Annotated in this window: 20 protein-coding genes; 6 read left to right on the forward strand and 14 right to left on the reverse strand. The window is 69.9% G+C overall.

Translation table 11 applies throughout. The features are described from left to right. Nucleotides 1-134: 134 nt before the first annotated feature. The 7 genes from AB1578_08810 to AB1578_08840 all read right to left on the reverse strand — a co-directional run bounded on the left by AB1578_08810 (nt 135) and on the right by AB1578_08840 (nt 4,515). The gene (locus AB1578_08810; protein ID MEW6488002.1) at nt 135-536 is read right to left on the reverse strand and encodes a hypothetical protein; all 402 of its coding nucleotides are present in this window, start codon (nt 534-536) and stop codon (nt 135-137) included. Nucleotides 537-705: 169 nt separating this feature from the next. After that, entirely contained in the window at nt 706-1,407 is a 702-nt protein-coding gene (locus AB1578_08815; GenBank protein MEW6488003.1) for a flavodoxin family protein, read from the reverse strand. A 29-nt stretch (nt 1,408-1,436) separates the two neighbouring features. After that, a complete protein-coding gene (locus AB1578_08820; GenBank protein ID MEW6488004.1) occupies nt 1,437-2,147 on the reverse strand; it encodes a Crp/Fnr family transcriptional regulator in 711 nt (236 codons plus the stop codon). Between the two features lie 22 nt (nt 2,148-2,169). Continuing rightward, a complete protein-coding gene (locus tag AB1578_08825) occupies nt 2,170-2,730 on the reverse strand; it encodes a DUF1638 domain-containing protein (protein MEW6488005.1) in 561 nt (186 codons plus the stop codon). A 47-nt stretch (nt 2,731-2,777) separates the two neighbouring features. Continuing rightward, nucleotides 2,778-3,017, reverse strand: a complete 240-nt coding sequence (locus tag AB1578_08830) for an MTH865 family protein (GenBank protein ID MEW6488006.1) — start codon at nt 3,015-3,017, stop codon at nt 2,778-2,780. Between the two features lie 390 nt (nt 3,018-3,407). Further along, complete coding sequence (locus AB1578_08835; protein MEW6488007.1) at nt 3,408-3,635, reverse strand: DUF2281 domain-containing protein; 228 nt, start codon at nt 3,633-3,635, stop codon at nt 3,408-3,410. A gap of 535 nt (nt 3,636-4,170) precedes the next feature. Next, on the reverse strand, nt 4,171-4,515 hold the full coding sequence (locus AB1578_08840) for a hypothetical protein (protein MEW6488008.1): 345 nt from the start codon (nt 4,513-4,515) through the stop codon (nt 4,171-4,173). 509 nt (nt 4,516-5,024) lie between these two features. Between AB1578_08840 and AB1578_08845 the strand changes: the two genes are divergently transcribed. The 6 genes from AB1578_08845 to AB1578_08870 all read left to right on the forward strand — a co-directional run bounded on the left by AB1578_08845 (nt 5,025) and on the right by AB1578_08870 (nt 12,765). Continuing rightward, nucleotides 5,025-5,525, forward strand: coding sequence for a cytochrome c3 family protein (locus AB1578_08845; GenBank protein ID MEW6488009.1), 501 nt, complete (start codon nt 5,025-5,027; stop codon nt 5,523-5,525). 17 nt (nt 5,526-5,542) lie between these two features. After that, entirely contained in the window at nt 5,543-7,966 is a 2,424-nt protein-coding gene (locus AB1578_08850; GenBank protein ID MEW6488010.1) for a molybdopterin-dependent oxidoreductase, read from the forward strand. A gap of 74 nt (nt 7,967-8,040) precedes the next feature. After that, nucleotides 8,041-8,724, forward strand: coding sequence for a 4Fe-4S dicluster domain-containing protein (locus AB1578_08855; protein ID MEW6488011.1), 684 nt, complete (start codon nt 8,041-8,043; stop codon nt 8,722-8,724). Nucleotide 8,725: 1 nt separating this feature from the next. Further along, on the forward strand, nt 8,726-10,135 hold the full coding sequence (gene nrfD, locus AB1578_08860; GenBank protein ID MEW6488012.1) for an NrfD/PsrC family molybdoenzyme membrane anchor subunit: 1,410 nt from the start codon (nt 8,726-8,728) through the stop codon (nt 10,133-10,135). A gap of 151 nt (nt 10,136-10,286) precedes the next feature. Continuing rightward, the gene (locus AB1578_08865) at nt 10,287-11,462 is read left to right on the forward strand and encodes a c-type cytochrome (GenBank protein ID MEW6488013.1); all 1,176 of its coding nucleotides are present in this window, start codon (nt 10,287-10,289) and stop codon (nt 11,460-11,462) included. A 100-nt stretch (nt 11,463-11,562) separates the two neighbouring features. Continuing rightward, nucleotides 11,563-12,765 carry a multiheme c-type cytochrome gene (locus tag AB1578_08870; protein MEW6488014.1) on the forward strand — a complete coding sequence of 401 codons (1,203 nt, stop codon included), beginning with the start codon at nt 11,563-11,565 and terminating at the stop codon, nt 12,763-12,765. Between the two features lie 37 nt (nt 12,766-12,802). Here the strand turns inward: AB1578_08870 and alaS are convergent, their stop codons facing one another. From alaS to AB1578_08905, 7 genes are all read right to left on the reverse strand, one after another. Then, nucleotides 12,803-15,448: an alanine--tRNA ligase gene (alaS, locus tag AB1578_08875; GenBank protein ID MEW6488015.1), complete on the reverse strand. Its 2,646-nt coding sequence runs from the start codon at nt 15,446-15,448 to the stop codon at nt 12,803-12,805. 80 nt (nt 15,449-15,528) lie between these two features. Continuing rightward, nucleotides 15,529-16,665: a type IV pilus twitching motility protein PilT gene (locus AB1578_08880; GenBank protein MEW6488016.1), complete on the reverse strand. Its 1,137-nt coding sequence runs from the start codon at nt 16,663-16,665 to the stop codon at nt 15,529-15,531. A gap of 59 nt (nt 16,666-16,724) precedes the next feature. Further along, complete coding sequence (gene recA, locus AB1578_08885; protein ID MEW6488017.1) at nt 16,725-17,750, reverse strand: recombinase RecA; 1,026 nt, start codon at nt 17,748-17,750, stop codon at nt 16,725-16,727. 47 nt (nt 17,751-17,797) lie between these two features. Next, nucleotides 17,798-18,361, reverse strand: a complete 564-nt coding sequence (thpR, locus tag AB1578_08890) for an RNA 2',3'-cyclic phosphodiesterase (GenBank protein ID MEW6488018.1) — start codon at nt 18,359-18,361, stop codon at nt 17,798-17,800. After that, complete coding sequence (locus tag AB1578_08895; protein ID MEW6488019.1) at nt 18,358-18,858, reverse strand: CinA family protein; 501 nt, start codon at nt 18,856-18,858, stop codon at nt 18,358-18,360. Before AB1578_08895 ends, thpR begins: the two co-directional genes overlap by 4 nt. A gap of 93 nt (nt 18,859-18,951) precedes the next feature. Further along, the gene (locus tag AB1578_08900) at nt 18,952-19,422 is read right to left on the reverse strand and encodes a phosphatidylglycerophosphatase A (GenBank protein MEW6488020.1); all 471 of its coding nucleotides are present in this window, start codon (nt 19,420-19,422) and stop codon (nt 18,952-18,954) included. Then, nucleotides 19,419-20,882, reverse strand: a complete 1,464-nt coding sequence (locus tag AB1578_08905) for an HD domain-containing phosphohydrolase (protein MEW6488021.1) — start codon at nt 20,880-20,882, stop codon at nt 19,419-19,421. Before AB1578_08905 ends, AB1578_08900 begins: the two co-directional genes overlap by 4 nt. Between the last annotated feature and the right edge of the window lie 5 nt (nt 20,883-20,887).

A 20,887-nucleotide genomic window follows, 5' to 3' on the forward strand; every position in this document is an offset into this window, starting at 1 on the left:
CGCCGGGCCTGGCCCAGGGAGGCCAGGGTCTCCAGGAGGTCGGACACGCGGTCGGAGCGGGCGCCCTGGAAGGTGCGGGCCAGCGCCTCGGGGGTGGCGGGGGCCACAGCCGCGGCCAGGGCGGCGCGCACGGCCTAGGCCTGCTCGGACAGGGTCTTGGGCCAGGGGAGTTTGGCCGGGGGAGAGGGCTGGGGTGAGAAGGCCTCAGGGAGAGCTGCCGCGGCTGCCCCGTTACCCTGACCCTCTCCCGCCAGGGGAGAGGGGACCGTTTCCCCGCCCGGGTTCTGGTACTCGGGCCTGAGCCACCGCACCAGCCCCCGCTTCTCCTCCTCCGCCCGCTCGGCGTTGAGCGCCACCAGGCGCTCCAGGACCTCCTCGTCCGCAAGCGTCGCCGGCCAGCCGTAGGCCTCGAACACCGCCGCGTCGAGCTCGTCGTGGAGCTCGCGCAGCACCGATACCAGCCCCTGCTCGTGGATCGTGCGCTCGGCCGAAGTCAGGGGCTCGCCCGAGCGCAGCTTGGCGAGCACGTTGTACATGCCGGTGAGGGCGAGCTTGGGGTGGAGCGCCCGCTGGCGCTTGCGATGAGCATCGAGCCGCTCGGCCAGGGCGCGGATGCGGTTCGGTAGGGCGCTCTCGCCGAGAGCGCCGGAGCCCTGCGGACGGCTCGGCGAGCCGTCCCTACCCCTGCCCCGCGCAGTAGAGCCCCTACGTCGATTCCCTGAATTTCGCCATCAGAACGGCCTGCATCCGCGCCGTCACTTCCCTTCGGTCGTGGCCCTCCCGAAGCCGGCGGCCCAGCTCCCGGCCGGCGGCGGCCGCGGCCTTCATCACCTCGGGCTTTTTGGTCACCCGGGGAATCATCTCCTCCGTGATCTTCACGCCCTCGCCGAAAAGGAGCCGCGGCACGCCCACGCCGCAGGTCTCCCCGTACCCGCAGGAGAAACAAGAGGCAGCGCCCTGGCCGTCCGCTTTCGCCACGGTCTCGACAAAGTTGTAGAGGAAGAATTTCTCGATCTCGGCGGTGCAGGGGGCCCCCGAAGACCCGCCTACCCCGACCGCGACGCCGAGCTTGCCCCACAGGGCGTCTCCCTCCTGGTGGCGGAATTGGTACCACCGCTCCAGGAAGGCGTGGGTCAGGGCGTTGAGCCCCGTGTAGTAGTTTGGGGAGCCGACCACGTAGGCGTCGGCCGCGACGATCTTCTCCCGCAGGGGGGCCAGGTCGTCCTGGACCTTGCACACGTTGTCCGCGACGCAGCCCAGGCAGGCGATGCACCCGCCGATGGACTTGCCCCGCAGGTGCACGAGCTCGTGGTCGAACCCCGTGGCCTCCAGCGCCGTCCTCACCAGGACGTACACGCCCGACTCCTGTTCCCTGCGCGAGCTTCCCACGATTCCCAGGATCTTCACCGTCGTCTCCCTTTCCGGCGGGGTGCCCGTCAGCCGGCCTCCTGCCCGTCCGCCACGAAGAGGTACCTGCCGCGGGAGCGCACCCTCCCGCTGTCCTTGAGCTTCCTGAGCGCCCGGGTGATGCTCACCCGGTGCGCACCCACGAGGAACCCGATCTCCTCGTGGGTGAGAGGGAACGCCAGATCCCACCCGCCGGGCACCCGCGAGCCCACCTGGCGGGCCACCATGTTCAGCACCTGGTAGAGCCGGTCTTCGAGCGCCGGCTCGGAGAGGGCGCCGAGCTTCCCCGTCAGGTAGTCGATGCGCCCCGAGAGATTGCGGATCACCGCGAGCCCGACCTGGGGATGGTCTACCACCAGCCGCTCGAAGAGCGTGCGGCTCAGGCCGCAGGTGAGGGTGGGGCCGAGGCAGGTGGCACTCACGGGGTACTGCCCCTTTTCGATGAACACACTTTCGCCCAGGAGGTCTCCCGCGCTCCGGAGGTCGAGGATGAGCTCGCGGCCGTCCTCCGCGACCTTCCAGAGCTTCACCGAGCCCATCTTGAGGAGGTACATGCTCTCGGCCGGCTCCCCCTGGCGGAAAAGGAGCTCGCCCGGCTGAAATTTGCGTCGTACGAGCTCCCCCGCGATAGACTCCCACGCCTCGGGCGGCGCGCCGTCGAAGAGCCACACCTCCCCGAAGCAGCGGGGGTGGAGGGCGGCCCCGGCTCCCGCCATGGTCTCGCAGACGCAGCCGCCCATGGAGCCTCCAGCCGGTCAGGTGTCAGGCAACGCGCTGGGAGGCGCGTTCCAGGAGCTCGTCGAGTTGGGTTCGGAAGCGGCTGAGGGTGGCCGGCAAGATCTCGACGGGCTTTCCCGTGTACTCGAAGAACTCCAGGACGGCAAGCTCGTCGATCGGCTCCAGTCCAAAGTCGAGAAGCGCGATGGTCTCGTAGAACCCGAAATTCTGGCGCGCGTCCGCCTCGTCCCAATGCAGCCCCTCGACGAAGATCTCCCGCCAGTGCCGCAGCCACCCGGGCGTCATGACAAAGGCCTTCCTCGACTCCAGGAGCCGGCGTTCCTCGTCCCCGAGAAACGCCGAGATACAGTCCTTGCCGGGCAGGTGCGCTCCGATCCCCTCCACCAGCCCGCCGAGATCGGGGTGGCACCGGGCGCCGAAGAGACACGCCACGCCGCATCGCCCTTCGAGGGCGCCTCGCAGCGCCGCTTCGAGTCGTGAATCCTCCACATGGAGGCCCGGCGAGAGCCAGACGGCGGCCCCTTCCGATCCGTCGCGCATGGCCTCGACCTCGGTTCGAAAGATGCCGCAGCCCACAAGTTCCATGACGTCGCTCCCTGACGCCCGGGCGCGCGGCCCGGCGGGAAGAGCGGTTACCGGAGGGCGCGGGAGAGGATGGTGTCCGCCACGGCCTCGGCGCTGCGAAAAGGAAAATCGGCCGGCGTGAGCACCGTGCCCGCGTCGCCCGCACGAAGCCTGACTTCGCCCCACTGGCAGGTGGTGTCGGCCCCGTTGGGGAAGGCCGAGAGAAGCTCTTGCGGGCTTCCGATCGGAAAGCGCGCCCCCGCCAGGGCGCCTACGATCTGCTTCCTGAGCTCGGTCTTCACGTCCATCTCCATCCTCCTTCCGGTTTCCCCGGGGCGTTCGTCCCCCCGGGATGGAGAGACGTGGCCCGGGGCGCGGCGGTCCGGGCAGCGCCGGTCCACCCATGGGAAGGAGAATAGGAGACCAGGGAGAACGCGTCAGTAGCCGCGGCTACCAAGAGGTCGCTTTGCCCGAGGCGGGTTCGATTCGCGGGATGACGGGAACCCGAGAGGTAGGCACGAACTCACGGAACACCGTTCCCACGGCGTAGAGGGCAGACTCTACGGCTCCCTGCCGGGAGTCCATTGGTCAAATGGGCAACGTCCGGTCCCTTCGCGCGACGCGGATTCGGGCTTCCTGGGAGAGTCGGGGGTCTCCCGTGAGGAACCAGAGGAACGCGTGGGTGTCGAGGAGGAGCTTCATTCCTCGTACTCGCGGAAGTCTTCCAGCGGCTCGTCAAAGTCCTCCTTCATCTCGATGAGCCCCTTGGCACTTCCGAAGCGGCGGGCTTGTTCCACCGGCTTCACCGGCACCAGCCGCACTTCCCGGGAGTCTTCCGATGTGATGACCACCTCTTCCCCCAACAAGGCCGCCCGGATCAACGTGGGCAGTTGTCGCTGGGCCTTCTGCAGCGGAACGGGTTCCATGGGGTGCTCCTTCGCTCGTCCCGGGTCCTGCGCTCCGCCCAAGGTATCGGTCTGTCGGCCACGGGTCAAACTGCCCACCTACCCCGCGTACCGCCCGTCCTCGAGCCGCCGGGCCTGGCCCAGGGAGGCCAGGGTATCGAGGAGCTCGGCCACGCGGTCGTAACGGCGCCCTGGAAGGTGCGGGCCAGCGCCTCGGGGGTGGCAGGGGCCGCCGCCGCGGCCAGGGAGGCGCGCACGGCCTGGGCCTGCTCGGCCAGGGTCTTGGGCCAAGGAAACTTGGCCGGGGGAGAGGGGACCGTTTCCCCGCCCGGGTTCTGGTACTCGCGTGAACCAAACCCAGGAGAAACGATCAGGAAGTAGCCCTGCCCCCTCGTCTTGACGGGCGCGTCCAGGCCGGCGATGCCCCCGGCAGCGCCTCGCGAGACCTCCCCCGCCGCCGCGAGCTGCCCGCCGGTGTGCCAGTGCCCCGGCGGCACCGCAGCGCGGAGTTCACCGCGAACTGTCCCTTTCTCCCGAATACGCCGCCGGCGCACGGCTACTCCCGGGGCGTGACCTGCTCTTCGAGGTCGCGCTCCCGGTGCTCCAGCTCGGCCACCCGCTTCTCGAGGAGGCGCAGTTGCTCCTCTAGGACCTGGAGGTCTTTTCGGGGCACCAGGTCCATCTTGCGGAAGACCTCCTGGACCATTTCCCGCAGGCGGCCTTCCCATTCCGTCCGCGAGGTGTCGGCCTTTGCCATCATGTCGTGGATGAGGGCTTCGCCCTCGTCGCGGCTCACACGGCCCTGCTCCACCAGCTCCTCCACGAGCTTTCTGGCCCTCTCCTCGGTGAGGGTGAGGGCTCCGATTCCGGCCAGGGCGGCCTTGCGAAAGAAGTCGAGCATGGCGTCCTCCTTGGGTGATGAGTTGTCGATTGTCCGTTGCCCGTTGTTGGGGGTGCCGGGAGGGGGCACGAGCCACGGCCCGCCAGCAGAGGGGGCGCCGCGACGGTCCCAGCGTAGCGGAAACCGGAGTGCCGTCAACTGATTGGCTTGCCCGGGCCACCGATGGCGTGTGTCGCCACCCGGAGGGGCGCAGGAGGCGTGCGGCTCATTGCCCCCGGCGGGATGGCTTCCTTTGGCCGCCGAGGCGAGAGGTGGCTCGGCGTAAGGTGCTGAAAGAAAATTACGCGCACGTCCTGGACACACCCCGTTCGTTTGTTATCCTCCGTAAACAATCGCCAAGGGGAGCCAATCTGCCGGGCGAAGCACGAGTCGCAGAGTCGACAATTGATCCGGCGCCACGCCACGACTCCAGCGCCGGCGTGCCGCCAAGGGGCCGATTCTCCCGCAACGACGCTCTCCCCTGTTCCGGGCCTCCGCGGCCCGGAGCGGCCATCCTGGGAAAGGGGCCGATGATGCAGCGGACCCTCGCGATCTTCCTTGTGGCCACGCTCGGCGCCTGGCCGGCCCACTCCCTGGTCTTTCGCAGGGCGGTCACCCAGCCCATCGCGTTCAACCACCGGCTCCACGTCGAGGGCAACGGGCTCGAGTGCGTGGAGTGCCACGTTTACGTCCTCACCCAGACCTTCGCGGGCCTGCCGTCCCTGGAGCGCTGCCTGGAGTGTCACGAGACGGCGGTGACCGACTCCGCCGAGGAGGAAAAGATTCGGGAGCTGGCGGCTCGGGGCGAGACGCTGGTCTGGAAGCGGCTCTACGAGGTGCCGGACCACGTCTACTCCTCCCACCGCCGGCACGTGGTAGCCGGAGGAATCGACTGCGCCGAGTGCCACGGCCCCGTCGCCGCCACGACCCGGCCTCCGGCGCGCCCCCTGCGGGCCCTCACCATGGACTTCTGCATGGACTGCCACCGGCGCCGCGGGGCCAGCAACGACTGCCTCGCATGCCACGTGTAGAGCGCGGGAGCACACCGATGGAGACGACGCGCCGAGGTTTTCTCAAGGTAGCCGGCGCCGGAACACTGGGCGCGTGGATGGTCCCGCTGCTGCCCTGGAGGGCGCTGGCCCAGGAGTCGATCCGAGCTCCCTCCGACCCGCGCCTCGCCAGCCACTTTCTCTCGGTCTGCCGCCAGTGCCCCCAGGGATGCGGGGTGCTCGCCGAGGTGGTTGGGGGACGGGTAAAGAAGCTGCGGGGCAATCCCCTCCACCCGACCAACCGGGGCACCCTGTGCGCCCGGGGGGTCTCGGCGACCCAACTGCTGTACAATCCCGACCGGATCCCCGGGCCCCTGCGGCGGGCGGGGGAGCGGGGTGAGGACCGCTGGGAGCCCATCGGCTGGGACGAAGCGCTCGCCCTGGTGGCCGAGAAGCTCACCGCGCTACGGGCGACGGGAAGGCCCGAGGGATTCGCCCTGCTGGCGGACCAGCTCGGAGGGCTCGAGGGGGCGCTGGCCAGCCGGTTCTGCCGTGGGTTCGGCACCCCGAACCTCGTCGACCTCAGCCGGTACCCGGCCTCCGGCGGCGCCACGGCCGCGGCGGCCATGCAGGGGGTGCGCGGCCCGGTGGTCTTCGATCTCCGCAACGCGTCCTATCTCCTCTCCTTCAATACGCCCTTCCTCGACTCCTCGCGAAGCCCCATCCAGACCTGGCAGGGCTTCGCGGACTTCCGGGCAACCCGGGGCAGGCCCCGGGGGAGGTTCGTCCACTTCTCCCCCGCGAGGGATCTCACAGCCTCCAAGGCCGATCTGTGGGTTCCGATCCGGCCCGGCACGGAGGGGGCGGTGGCCCTGGGCATCGCCCACGTGCTGCTCCAGGAGGGACTCTACGACCACGCCTTCGTGCGGCACCGCTGTGACGGGTTCGGCGACTGGTCCGAGGCCGGGGAGGAGTTCCCCGGCTTCCACCGCCACGTCCGCGAGCACTACCGGCCTGCCCGGGTGGCCGAGCTCTCCGGGGTACCGGTGGAGCGTCTCGTGACCCTGGCCCGGGAGTTCGCCATGGCCCGGGCTCCCCTGGCCCTGTGGCAGGACCAGGCGGGGGTGGCGTCCCAGCCCCTGCCGGTGCAGATGGCGGTGCACAGCCTCAACGCGCTGGTGGGAAACATCGACGCACCGGGAGGAGTCCTGGTGCCCCGGACCCTGCCCGAGGACCTGCCGGGACCCGTGGCGGCCGACGCCGTGAGCCGACGCGGGCTGGATCGAGGGGCTCTGATTTCGCCCGAGCACTCGGGGTTTCCCCTGCCGGCGGCGGCGCCGTGGTCCTTCCCCGGGCGGGCGCTGGCGGGGTCTCCCTACCCCCTGGAAGCCGTGCTGGTCTACCGGGCGAACCCCGTCTTCGACCAGCTCAACGGGGGGGCGTTTCGCGACCTTCTCCGCAAGGTCCCCTTCTGCGCCTGCATCGCCTCGTTCCACAGCGACACCACGGCCTGGTGCGATCTCGTGCTGCCCGAGAGCCACGCCCTGGAAAGCTGGTACGCCGGGGTGAACTACACCGACGGGGGGCATCCGTTCTTCAACCTGTCGGAGCCCGTGGTTGCGCCTCGCCACGACACCCGCCACGCCGGAGACGTGCTCCTCGCCCTCGGGCGGCTGTGCGGCGGTCCCATGGCCGAGAGCCTCCCCTGGGCCCGGTTCCAGGACGCGGCGTTTGCGTATCTCGGGCGGATCAACGGCCTGCAGGCCGGAGACCTCTTCGGCCGGCCCTACGAGGAGGTCTGGACCCGGCTCCTGGAGCGGATGGGGTGGCGGGCGCGGCCGCAGGAGGAGGATGCGCAGTTCTGGGAGCACTGTCTCGGCGCCGGGGGATGGTGGGACCCGATCTACTTTCACGGGGAGTGGGACCGGTCCCTTCAGACCCCCTCGGGCCGGTTCGAGCTCTCTTCCCGCGCCCTTCGGGACGGCCTGGGCCGGCTACGGGGGGAGGGGGCCCTGGGGAGGGAGGACGCCGCCCGGCTCCTTCCGCACCACCCCGAACCCGCCGCAGACGGCGCCCCGAGCGAGGAGTACCCCTTTGCGCTCCTGGTGTACGCCTACCCACACCTCTCCCAGGTGGAGAGCCCCAACCAGCCTTGGCTGCAAGAGATCTCGGGGGAGCGGGAGCGGGAGCACTGGGAGACCTGGCTCGATATCCACCCGGAGGACGCCGAGCGCCTGCACCTCACGAACCGAGCCGGCGTGTGGGTGGCGTCGCCCAAGGGGCGGGTGCGGCTGCGGTGCCGGTTCGACCAGGGGGTGCAGCCGGGGACGGTGCGCATTCCCTTCGGCCTGGGCCATGCCCACGGCGGACGGTGGATGCGGGGCATCGGCGTTACCCCGGCCCGGGTTGTGTCCGAGGTGTTCGACCCGAGCGCCGGCACGCCCGACTGGCAGGCGACGCGGGTACGGGTGGAGCGGGCGTGAGCCCGGGCGGCGGCCCTGCCTGGACGGGCTCGACGTGAGCACGAAGGCTGCCAGGGCGCTCTGAGGAGGCGGCGATGCCGAGATGGGGCATGGTGATCGACCTGGACCGGTGCACGGCCTGCCGGGCGTGCGTGGTGGGGTGCATGCAGGAGAACAACGTGGGGTTCGCGGGGCCGGAGCAGGCGGCCATGGGCCGGGTGATCCACTGGATGGAGATGCTCACGGTGGGCGAGGGGGAGTACCCGAACCTGCGCACCCACACCCTGCCGCGGCCGTGCCTGCACTGCGATCACCCGCCGTGCATCAAGGTGTGCCCCGTGAACGCGACCAACCGCAACCCCGACGGGATCGTGGCGCAGATCCACGCCCGGTGCATCGGGTGCCGGTACTGCACCGCGGCCTGCCCCTACACGGTCCGCTACTTCAACTGGTACGAGCCCTCCTGGCCGGGCGAGATGGCCCACGCCTTGAACGACGAGGTGTCGGTGCGGCCCAAGGGGGTGGTGGAGAAGTGCACCTTTTGTCACCACCGGCTCGTCCGGGCCCGGGAGCAGGCCCGCATGGAAAACCGCGCCATGCAGCCCGAGGAGTACCAGCCGGCGTGTGCCGAGATCTGCCCTACCCGGGCGATCTTCTTCGGCGATCTCGACGACCCTGGGAGCGAGGTGGCGGTGCTCTCCCGCAGTTCCCGGGCCCTCAAGCTGCTCGAAGACCTGGGCACCGAGCCCAAGGTCATCTACCTGAAGGAAGGGGAGTGACGTGAGCTCGAGGCACGCACCCGACGTCCCCGGCCTCGAACCCGGGGGAGCCCGCGCCCGGACCTCCGACGAAGGGCTCGACGAGGTCCTCTTCCGGCCCGTGCTGGAGACCGGGCGGGGCTTCTACCTCACCGTGGCGGTGCTCCTGGCCCTGACGGGCCTGGGCGTCTACGCCTACCTCTACCAGTACCGGTACGGCCTCGGGGTGACGGGGCTCAACAAGCCCGTGTACTGGGGCATCTACATCACCAACTTCGTCTTCTTCGTGGGGATCAGCCACGCGGGCACGCTCATCTCGGCCATCCTGCGCATCTCCCACGCGGAGTGGCGCCGCCCCATCACCCGCAGCGCCGAGGTCATCACCGTGATGGTGCTCTTCTTCGGCGTGGGGAGCATCCTCATCGACCTGGGCCGGCCCGACCGCATGCTCAACGTGGTGAAGCACGCGCGGTTCGAGTCTCCCCTGCTGTGGGACGTGACGAGCATCACCACGTATCTCACCGGCAGTCTCATCTACCTTTACCTGCCCCTGATTCCCGACGCGGCGCTGCTGCGCGACCGGGTGCGGGGCGCGTGGCACTGGTTCTACCGGATTCTGGCCCTGGGGTACACGGGCACGGCGCGGCAGAAGCACCTCTTGGAGCGCCTCATCGGGATCATGGCGGTGCTCATCCTCCCCATCGCGGTCTCGGTGCACACGGTGGTCTCCTTTGTCTTCGCCATGACCGTGCAGCCCATGTGGCACAGCGCCATCTTCGGCCCGTACTTCGTGGCCGGGGCGATCTTCTCCGGCATCGCCGCCCTCATCGTGGCCATGGCGACCCTGCGCAAGGCCTACCGTCTGGAGGAATACCTCAAGCCCATCCACTTCAACTACCTGGGCATCCTCTTGCTGGTCATGACGCTCCTGTGGTTCTACTTCACCTTCGCCGAGTTCCTCACCACCTGGTACGGGGCCGAGCCCACCCACATGGCCGTCTGGTGGTCCAAGGTCTCGGGCCCCTACGCGCCGCAGTTCTGGACCATGGTGGTCACCTGCTTCGTCATCCCGATGATCTGCCTCGCGCCTGCGCGTTTTCGGACCATCACCGGCACGGTCATCGCGTCGATCTCGGTCAACATCGGCATGTGGCTCGAGCGCTTCCTCATCGTGGTCCCCACCCTGGCCAACCCCCGTATGCCGTACGGGACCGGAACCTACTACGGCACGTGGGTCGAGTGGAGCATCACGGTCGGCTGCCTCGCCGCCTTCGTGCTCCTCTACACCCTGTTCACGAAGGTCTTCCCGATCGTCGCCATCTGGGAGGTGCGGGAGGGGCGCGACTGCGCCCTCCAAGAGGTGCACGACCGGGTGAAGGCGGCGTTGCCCGGCGAGGGGCGGCTCCCGGCCGACGGGCCGGCGGAAGGGTAGCGATCGTGGAGGACCGGGGATCTGGAACCACACGTCGCCCCTGCGGGCTGGAGACACGCCCCGGCGGCCTGAGGCGACGCCTCGTGGGGACAGACTGTTGGAACGGCACGAGAAACGGTCACCGAGGCCCCGGGAGGGTGGAGAGCGCACCATGGGACGAACCCGTTTCGCAGCGTTGAGCCTCGCCGTCGGGCTTGTACTTGGCGCCCTCGCGGTGCCCGCCTTCTCCGCGCAGGAGCCGGGACTCGATCTCGAGCGGCTTCGGCAGGGCTGGAGGGTGTTCAACGAGAAGCAGTGCACCGCGTGCCACGCGGTGTGGGGGGAAGGGCAGGCCCTGGGCCCCGACCTGGGGCGCATTGCCACCGAGTTCCTCTCGGCGGCCCAGTTGGCGGGGGTCATGTGGAACCACGCGCCCGACATGTGGAGCCGCATGATCTCGCGGGGCATCCCCGTGGGGGAGATTTCCGAGGAGGAGATGCAGTCCCTCTTCCTCTTCCTGTACTTCGTGCGCTTCATGGACGAGCCCGGCAACCCCGTGGCGGGGGAAGCCCTCGCCCACCGCAAGAAGTGTGTCTCGTGCCACGCGACCGAGCCGGGGGAGCCCAGCCGGGGCCCCGACTTCCGCACCCTGGGTGCGGAGGTCAACCCGGTGGTGTGGGCGGGGAAGCTCTGGAACCACGCCCCGGAGATGTACCGCGAGATGCGGCGGCAGGGGGTGGCGTGGCCCACCTTCGAAGACAACGAGATGGTCGACCTGATCGCCTACGTGCGCAGTGTCTCCCCCGGCGGGGAGCGCTCCTACCTGGAGCCCGGGGACGAGGGGCGGGGCCGCAAGGCGTTCGAAGAGGCGGGCTGTGCCGCGTGCCACGAGGGGAGCCGCTCGCCGGGGACGCCGCAACTTCGGGACCTGGCCCGCAACCCGCGCACCGTGGGGCAGATGGCCGGAGCCCTGTGGAACCACGCCCCGGCCATGGCCGAGGCGGCGAGGTCGGCGGGGCTTCGCTGGTCCGGCATGGAACCCCAGCAAATGGTGGACCTGATCGCCTACTTCTTCTCCATGCGCTTCTACCAGGAGACCGGCGACCCGGCCCGGGGCGCCGCCGTGTTCGAGGAAAAGCGCTGCGGCCTGTGCCACGGCGAAGGCGCGGAGGCCCAGGACCTGCGCGCCCTCGCGGGGGAGACCTCGGCCATCCGGGTGGCCCGCTTCATGTGGCGGCACGGGGTGGAGATGCTCCAGCGGATGGAAGAGCAGCAAATTGCCTGGCCGATGTTCTCCGGTGACGAGTTCGTGGATCTGCTGGCGTTCCTGAAAGAAGGGCGCACCTAGAGCCCAAGTCCCGGGAAACCGGCATGCGGGGCGGGCAGGTGCAGCGCCGCCCCGGGCCCACGGCCCATGCCCCGAACCCCCTGCAGAGGAGGTCTGCCCCATGAGGTACTCTCGAGGGATCATCTGCATTGCGCTGCTTCTATGCCTGCTGCTCCCGTTGCCGGCGAGCGCCCAGGACACTGAGCAGGCCGAGCCCGACTACGCAAAGCTGCGGCTCGACACCGAGGGCTTCAATCCGGCCCACCGGTGCGGGGCGTGCCACATCGACATCTATGCCCACTGGCGCGAGTCCATGCACGCCCGGGCCATGACGGACCCCGCTTTTCTGGCCACGTTTCGGGCCAAGCGCATCCAGGAGGATCCGGCCCTTCGGGCCCAGTGCTTGAGCTGTCACGCCCCCACGATGCACTACGACCCACGGCTCGACCTCGGGGCAGAGGTGGTGCAGGACGGGGTGACCTGCGACTTCTGCCACTCCGTCCAGGGCCTCGACCCGGCCAACCCCGAGCGGCCCTTCGAGGTGAAGTGGGGCAAGCTCAAGAGGGGGTCCCTCAAGGACACCCAGTCCCCGGTTCACGAGACGCGGCACCTGGAGCTCTTCGGGAAGAGCGAGTTTTGCGGCGTGTGCCACGAGATGAAGAACGCCAAGGGGCTGCCCATCATCACGACCTACTCCGAGTGGAAGGACGGGGCGTACGGGAGGGATGGCAAGGCCCACTGCCAGGAGTGCCACATGCCCCTGGCGGCGGGATTCACGGTCTCCGAGCAGCATCGCAAGACCAAGCGCCGGATCAACCTGCACAGTTTCCCGGGGGGGCACTCCCGCTCCCAGCTTCTGGACGCGCTCGCCCTGGAGATCCTCGAGGAGAGCAAGCTCTACGGCAGGATGAAGGTAAAGCTCGGGCTCACCAACGCGGGTGCAGGCCACGCGGTGCCCACCGGCAATCCCCTGCGTCGCGTGATCGTGGACTTCAGCGCCTACAGCGCCACAAACCGGCTCATCTACAACGAGAAGGTCGACATCTCCCGCAGGTTTGCGGACGACGCGGGGGTGGAGCTCACCACGGACGAGGCCATCCTCCTCGACGCCACCCGGGTGCTCAAGGACAACCGGATCGCACCGGGGGAGACCCGCGTGCTCGAGTTCGAGTTCGGAGCGCCCCACGAGAGGCTTCTGGTGGACGTCAAGGTCATCTACGTCTACGACAACGAAGCGTTCCCCGGCCTGGCCCGGGACGAGAAGCTGATCTCGTTTACCCAGGTGGTCAACCGCGTCGCCGGAAGGCCCGGCGGGCGCGAGTAGCGCGGCTGAAACCCTCTCGGGCGCTGAGAGCCGGCGCTCAGAGGCGCGCTTCCAGCTCCGTGACAAAGGCCGCCAGGGCCGCCTCGAGCCGCGACGGGTCGGTGCCGCCGGCCTGGGCCAGGTCCGGGCGGCCGCCCCCCTTGCCCCCTACGGCTTCGGCCAGGGGGCGGATGAGCTCGCCGGCCTTGAGGGACCCCACGAGGTCCTTGGTGACGGCCACCAGGAGGAGCGCCTTGCCGCCCGCCTCGGCTCCCAGGGCGAGCACCCCGGAGCCGAGGCGGTCGCGCAGGCCGTCGGCGAACTCCCGCAGGGCCTTGGGGTCCTGGGCCGGAACCCGGGCAGCCAGCACCTTGACGCCCTTGACCTCCCGGGCCGAGGCCAGGATGTCTCTGGCGGCGCCTCCGGCGAGCTGGCCCCGAAGCGAGGTGAGCTCGCGCTCCAGCTCCCGGGCCCGCTCCAGGAGGCGGCGCACCCGCTCCGGCGCGTCCTCCAAGGTGCCCTTGGTGAGCTCGGCCACCTCCCCCAGCCGGTCTTCCAGCCCCTCCACGTAGGCCGCCGCCCGGTCGCCGGTGGCGGCCTCGATCCGGCGCACCCCGGCCGCCACCCCGGTCTCGGAGAGGATCTTGAAGAGCCCCACGTCGCCCGTGCGGCCGGCGTGGGTGCCGCCGCAGAGCTCCGCGGAGACGTCCCCCATGCGCACCACCCGCACCCGGTCGCCGTACTTCTCCCCGAAGAGCGCGGTGACGCCCCCGGAGACCGCCTGGTCGAAGGACTCCTCCGTCACGGCCACCGGGTGGTTGGACTGGACCCAGGCGTTCACCCGCCGCTCCACGGCGCGGAGCTCCTCCCGGGTCAGGGGAGCGAAGTGGGTGAAGTCGAAGCGCAGCCGGTCCGGGGCCACGAGCGACCCCGCCTGCTTGACGTGGTCGCCGAGAACGTCCTTGAGCGCGGCCTGGAGCAGATGGGTGGCCGAGTGGTTCTGCGCCGTGGAAAAGCGCTCTCCCGACTCGACCCGGGCCAGGGCCTCGTCCCCTTCGCGTACCGTGCCCCTGCTGACGGTGCCCCGGGCGAGGATCAGGTCGGGAAAGGGCCTCGCCGCCGTGTCCACCAGGACGTGGAATCCGTCTGCGGCGATGCTTCCCCGGTCGCCCACCTGGCCGCCGCTCTCGCCGTAGAAGGGGGTCTCGGCCAGCACGAGCTCCACGGCCTCCCCCTCCCGGGCCTCCGGCACCCGGTGGCCGCCCACCAGGAGCGCCAGCACGGGGCTTCGGGTCTCCAGGGTCTCGTAGCCGGCAAAGGCCGAAGACACCCCGGCCTCCCGCAGCTCCCGGTACCCCGCCGCCAGGGCCTCCTCCCCGGAGCCCTTCCAGGCCTTGCGGGCCTTCTCCCGCTGGGCATCCATCTCGGCCTCGAAGCCCTCCTCGTCGAGGCGGATGCCCCGGTCCCGCACGATGTCGGCGGTGAGGTCCACGGGGAAGCCGAAGGTGTCGTAGAGGCGAAAGACCACCGAGCCGGGCAGCACCCGCTCTCCCGCGTCCGGGAGCTCCGCCACGGCGTCTTCCAGGAGCTCGAGGCCCCGATCGAGGGTGCGGGCGAACCGCTCCTCCTCGTGGAGGATCACCTTGGCCACGTAGGACCGCTTGTCGGCGAGCTCCGGGTAGCTGCCCGCCATGAGGTCCACCACCACGCCGGAGACCTTGTGGAAGAACGGTTCCCGGAACCCCAGGAGCCACCCGTGGCGCATGGCCCGGCGCATGATCCGGCGAAGCACGTAGCCGCGCCCTTCGTTGGAGGGGAGCACGCCGTCGCCGATGAGGAAGACCGCGGCCCGGATGTGGTCGGCCACCACCCGCAGGCTCACGTCGGAGTCCGGGTCGGCGCCGTAGCGCACCTTGCCCAGGGAGGCGGTGAAGTCGATGAGGGGCCGGAAGAGGTCGGAGTCGAAGTTGGAGTGGACCCCCTGGAGCACGGCGGTAATGCGCTCCAGGCCCGCCCCGGTGTCGATGCTGGGTTTGGGCAGGGGAGTCATGGTGCCGCCGGGCGACCGCTCGAACTGCATGAAGACGAGGTTCCAGAGCTCCAGGAACCGGTCGCAGTCGCACGCCGGGCTGCACCGCTCCGGGTCGGGGCAGGGGTAGCGCCCGGGGCCGTGGTCGAAGTGGATCTCGCTGCACGGTCCGCAGGGGCCCGTGTCGCCCATGGCCCAGAAGTTGTCCTTCTCCCCGCAGCGCACGATGCGCGCCGCGGGCACCGGGGTCTCCGCTTGCCACAGGGCGGCGGCCTCGTCATCCTGCTCGTAGACCGTCACCCAGAGCCGGTCGGCGGGCAACCCCAGGTCGCCCGTGAGGAACTCCCAGGCAAAGCGGATGGCGTCGCGCTTGAAGTAGTCGCCAAACGAGAAGTTTCCGAGCATCTCGAAGAAGGTGTGGTGCCGGGCGGTGCGCCCCACGTTCTCCAGGTCGTTGTGCTTTCCCGAGACCCGCAGGCACTTCTGGCAGGTGGCCGCCCGGGCGTGGGGGCGCTTCTCCTGGCCGGTGAAGACGTCCTTGAACTGCACCATCCCCGCGTTGGTGAAGAGCAGCGTGGGATCGTTCTGGGGGATCAGGGGCGAGCTCGGCAGGACCCGGTGGTCCCGCGAGGCGAAGTAGTCCAGAAACCGCTTGCGGATCTCGTTGCCCGTCATGGACGTCCTTTCCGGGGTGGTGTGCGAAGGGGGCGGCTGAGCGCGGACAGCCGACCGCTGACAGCCGAGGCGAAGCCTCCCTAGAACCGCTGTACCTCGGGGCCGCCCCCGGCATCTTCGGCCCCCGCGTACCGGGCGTCGCTGGTGGAGCTGATGCCCGACATCTTCAGGGCGAAGTCGTCGGGGTTGGAGGACTGGCGCAGCGCCTCCTTGTACGTGATGAGGTTCTTCTTGAGCAGGCCCATGAGGGACTGGTCGAAGGTCTGCATCCCGTAGGTGGTGAAGCCCTCGGCGATGGCGGTGCGGATCTCCTTGGTCTTCTCCGGTACCTCTACGCACTCGCGGATGCGGGCCGTGGCCACCATGACCTCCACGGCGGGTACCCGGCCCTTGCCGTCCGCCCGGGGCACGAGGCGCTGGGAGACGATGCCCTTGATGATGCTCGCCAGCTGCATGCGTACCTGTTTTTGCTGGTAGGGGGGAAAGACCGAGATGATGCGGTTGATGGTCTCGGCGGCGTCCACCGTGTGGAGGGTGGAGAGCACCAGGTGGCCGGTCTCGGCCGCCACGAGCGCGGTCTCGATGGTCTCGAAGTCGCGCATCTCGCCCACCAGGATGACGTCGGGGTCCTGGCGCAGGGCGCTCTTCAAGGCGCCCGCGAAGCTCAGGGTGTCGAACCCGAGCTCGCGCTGGTTGATGATGGACTTCTTGTCCCGGTGGAGGAACTCGATGGGGTCCTCCACGGTGATGACGTGCTGGGTCTTGCGCTGGTTGATGAAATCGATCATCGCCGCGAGAGTCGTGGACTTGCCCGAGCCCGTGGTGCCGGTGACCAGCAGGAGCCCCCGGGGCTCCGTGGCGATTTCCTCCACCACCTTGGGAAGGTTGAGGTCCTGGATCGACTTGATCTCGGTGGGGATGACCCGGAACACCATGCCGATGGTGCCCCGCTGCCGGAAGACGTTGACGCGGAACCGCCCGAGGCCGGGGATCCCGTAGCCCATGTCGACCTCGTGGTTGCGGCCGAAAGTCTCGGACTGGGAGGGGGTCATCATCGTCTGGGCCGTGGCGGTGAGCCACTCCGCGGTGAGCCGGCCGGCGTCCTTGAAGGGATAGAGCTGGCTGTCGCGCCGGAAGATCGGGGGCAGCCCCACCTTGCAGTGGATGTCGGAGGCCTTGGCCAGGGATGCGGCCTTCAGGATCTCGTTGAGCTCCATGAGTTTGTCCCCTCGGGCGGGTGAACGGGGGGCGAGCCCCCGGGTCGTATTCCCGGCGCTCAGGCCTGGGCGGGCGCGCCCTGGCCCTCCGGGCGCACCAGGCCGCAAGCCGCCCGCACCTTGCCTTCGAGCTCCGCCAGGATGTCCGCGTTCTCCTTGAGGAAGTTTCGGGCGTTCTCCCTGCCCTGGCCCACGCGGGTCTCGCCGTACACGTACCAGGAGCCCCGCTTGTCCACGATGCCCTTCTCCACCGCCAGGTCGAGCACGTCGCCCACCGCGCTGATGCCCTCGTTGTAGAGAATGTCGAACTCCGCCTTGCGAAAGGGGGGGGCGACCTTGTTCTTCACCACGGTGACCCGGGTGCGGTTGCCCACGGACTGGTCCCCCTCCTTCAGGGCCCCCACCCGGCGCACGTCGAGCCGGAGAGAGGAGTAGAACTTCAGGGCGTTGCCGCCGGTCGTGGTCTCGGGGTTCCCGAACATGACCCCGATCTTCATCCGGATCTGGTTGATGAAGATGACCAGGGTGTGGGACTTGGAGATGGTGGCGGTGAGCTTGCGCAGGGCCTGGCTCATGAGTCGGGCCTGGAGCCCCACGTGGCTGTCGCCCATCTCGCCTTCGATCTCGGCCCGGGGCACAAGCGCCGCCACCGAGTCGACCACGACGATGTCGACGGCGCCGCTGCGCACCAGCACCTCGGTGATCTCCAGGGCCTGCTCGCCGGTGTCCGGCTGGGAGACCAGGAGGTCCTCGGCGTTCACCCCAAGCTTCTTCGCGTAGGAGACGTCCAGGGCGTGCTCGGCGTCGACGAAGGCGGCGATGCCCCCGGCCTTCTGGGCCTGGGCCACGCCGTGGAGCGCCAGGGTGGTCTTGCCGGAGGACTCGGGGCCGAAGATCTCGATCACCCGGCCCCTCGGGTAACCCCCGATGCCCAGCGCGATGTCCAGGGAGAGGGAGCCCGAAGGGATGACCTCGATGTCCTTGACCGTCCCTCCCGCCCCCAGGCGCATGATGGCGCCCTTGCCGAACTGCTTCTCGATCTGGCCGATGGCCAGCTGCACTGCCTGCTCGCGGTCCCCTGCCATGGGTGTCCTCCCGTCGGTGGGCGTGGGCGCCGCCCGTGGTGTTCGCCTTAAAGGGGAATGGTTGCCTGGGGCACGTACTCGGGCCCCCCGGGGCGCAAACGGCTCTCGTAGAGGACCAGGGCCCCTACCGTGAAGGGCGGCCCCCGGTAGTGCGCCTCGTCCTCCAGCGCTTCGGACGCGCCCCGGATGCCGCTCGGGCCGCGGGCGCGCCCCAGCGTCAGGTGGGCGCGAAACCGACGGGCTTCCCGGGCTATCCCCAGGGGCTCCGCGCGTGCCTCCACCTCGAGAGCCGCCCGGGCCAGGGGAGCCACGTCCCCGTCCACCCCGGCCCACAGCACCCGGGCACGCTGGGGCGAGGGGAAAGCGCCCACGCCGGCCGCCGCCAGCTGCAGGGGCCCACCGAGCCCCAGGGGGCGCTCCAGGGCCTCGCGCAGCGCCCCGAAGGTCTCCGGCTCCACCTCCCCCAGGAACTTCAAGGTGAGGTGGACGGCCGCTGGGGTCACCCACCGGCACTCCACTCCCCGGGCCCGCAGCCGGCCCTGGAGCCTGCCCAGGTCGTCGCGCGCCTCGGGGCTGAGGTCGGCCGCCACGAAGCAGCGTACCCGGCTCACGCGGGGCACTCCATGGCCGTGGCCACGGCCGCCGCCGCGGCCAGGCGCTCCAGCACGGCCTCGGCGGCCGCCGCCTTGATCTGGCTGCGGGTTCCCGACAGGCGAAGGAGCTGTGCTGCGGCGGCCCCGGGCCGTCCCCATGCCACCCACACGGTCCCCACGGGCTTTTCCTCCGAGCCGCCGCCGGGACCGGCGACGCCGGTCACCGCCGCCGCCAGGCGGGCAGGCGTCCGGGCAAAGAGCCCTGCGAGCATCGCTCGGGCGCAGGGTTCGGAGACGGCGCCGTGGGCGGCCAGGAGCTCTTCGGGTACCCCCAGAAGCTCGGTCTTGGCCCGGTTCGAGTACACCACGAGCCCCCGCTCGAAGTAGGCCGACGCCCCCGCCACCTCGGTCACCCGGTGGGCCACCAGGCCCCCGGTGCACGACTCGGCCAGGGCCAGGGGGCCCCCTCCCCGGCTCAAGGCCCGGGCCAGGCGCTGCTCGGGGGGAAGGGTCACGAAAACCTCTGGAAGCTTCGAGGACCACGAGGGCGGACGCGCACACACGGCTCGCCGCTCCATGGGGTCTGCCGCCGGGGACCGGATTTTGGGCTAGCCTCCCCCCCAGGGGCCGGAGAGCCACAGGAGCACCCCGAGCACGAGACGGGTCCACAGGCCCGCCGCCACGTCGTCGAGGAGGATGCCCCAGCCTCCCGGAAGATTGCGGTCGATCCACCCGGCTGGAGGGGGCTTCACTATATCAAACAGGCGAAACAAAGCAAATCCGGCCGCGAGCGTCATCGGCCGGGGGGGCAGGAGGGCGACCGCCACCCAGAAACCCACCATTTCGTCCAGTACGATCCACCCCGGGTCCTTGCTGCCGTCGAGGCGGGCTGCCCGGTCGCAGACCGCGGCGGCGGCGGGCACCGCCAGGCCGAGGAGGAGCAGGTGGAGGACGGGGGGCAACTGCGCCAGCCCCCACGCGAAGGGCACGGCAACCAGGGTTCCGGCGGTCCCCGGGGCCACCGGAGCCCGGCCCGCGCCGAAGCCCGAGGCGAGCAGCCGCCAGAAACCGGGGGTCACTCGGGCTCCGGCGGGTTCTCGTAGGCCTCCAGGAAGGCCGCGACGCACTGGGGATCGAACTGGGTTCCCGCACACCGCCTGAGCTCGCCCAGGGCGCCCTCGTGGGAGATCCCCGTGCGGTAGGAGCGGTTGGAGGTCATGGCGTCGTAGGTGTCGGCCACGAGCATGACCCGGGAGCCCAGGGGAATTTTGTCCCCAGAGAGGCCCTCGGGGTAGCCGCCGCCGTCCCATCGCTCGTGGTGGTGGTACACGATGGGCACCACGTCCTCGAGGAACTTGATCGGCTCCAGGATCCGCTTGCCCATGCGCGGATGGGACTTGATGATCTCGTACTCCTCGGGGGTGAGCCGGCCCGGCTTGTTGAGGATGGCGCTCGAGATCCCGATCTTGCCGATGTCGTGGAGGACCCCAGCCTTGTGGAGGGTGGCACAGGACGCGCCGTCGAGGCCCATCCTGCGGGCCATGGCCCCGCACAGCCGGGTGACGTTGGCCGAGTGGCCGTGGGTGTAGGCGTCCTTGGTCTCCAGGGCCAGGGCCAGGCTCTGGATGGTGTCGGCAAAGGTGTTCTTCAGGTCGGCGAAGAGCAGCGCGTTCTCCAGGCTGGTGGCGGCCCGATCTCCCAGGACCATCAGGGCCTTCTCCTCCCGGGGCAGGAAGGCCTTGCGCACCTTGTGGGAGTACGCGTTGAGGACCCCCAGCACCTGACCGCCCCGTTTGAGGGGAACGCTCAGCAGGGTGCGCACCCGGTCGGAAACGGTTGCGGTCAGGAGCGCCGAGAGCTCGTTCCCCTGGAACTGAAGGTGGGGCGAGCCGTCGAGAAGGGCCTCGAGCCGGCGCACGTCGGCGAGCACGGGTGGCATGGCGCCCTCGGGGCCCAGGGAGAGCCTGCGGCTGAAGTCGGGAGACCCCGGCGGGCGGAAGAGGAGCTCGACCCCGTCGGCGTTGACCTCCTTGAGGGCTGCTTCGACCACGATGCCCAGGACCTCGTCGAGGGACAGGCTCGACGCCACCGCCTCGCTCAGTCGCAGGAGCGAGATCTGCTCCTTCAACTGGAGGTTCTCCGCCTCGAGGCGCACCTTCTCCAGCGCCCGCTCCACCACCTGGAGGAGCTCGCTTACCTTGAAGGGCTTGAGGATGTAGTCGTAGGCCCCGATCTTGAGGGCCTCGATGGCGGTCTCCACCGTGGCGAAGCCCGTCATGATGATGACCACCGAAGGACACCCCGTTTCCTTCACGCGGCGCAGGAGCTCCAGGCCTCCCATGCGGGGCATCTTGAGATCGGTGATGATGGCGTCGAAGGGCTCCCCCCGGGCTCTTTCCCACGCTTCGGCACCGTTCTCGGCGGTGGTCACGGCGTAGCCCTGCTCGGCCAGGATGTCGCCAAGCACGGTCGTGATGTCGGCCTCGTCGTCCGCCACCAGGATGCGGTGGCGCAGGTCGGAAGGCGCTGGACTCTCCATGGGGT

Source organism: Thermodesulfobacteriota bacterium, assembly GCA_040756475.1.
In the GTDB taxonomy this organism is placed as follows: Bacteria; Desulfobacterota; Deferrisomatia; order Deferrisomatales; family JACRMM01; genus JBFLZB01.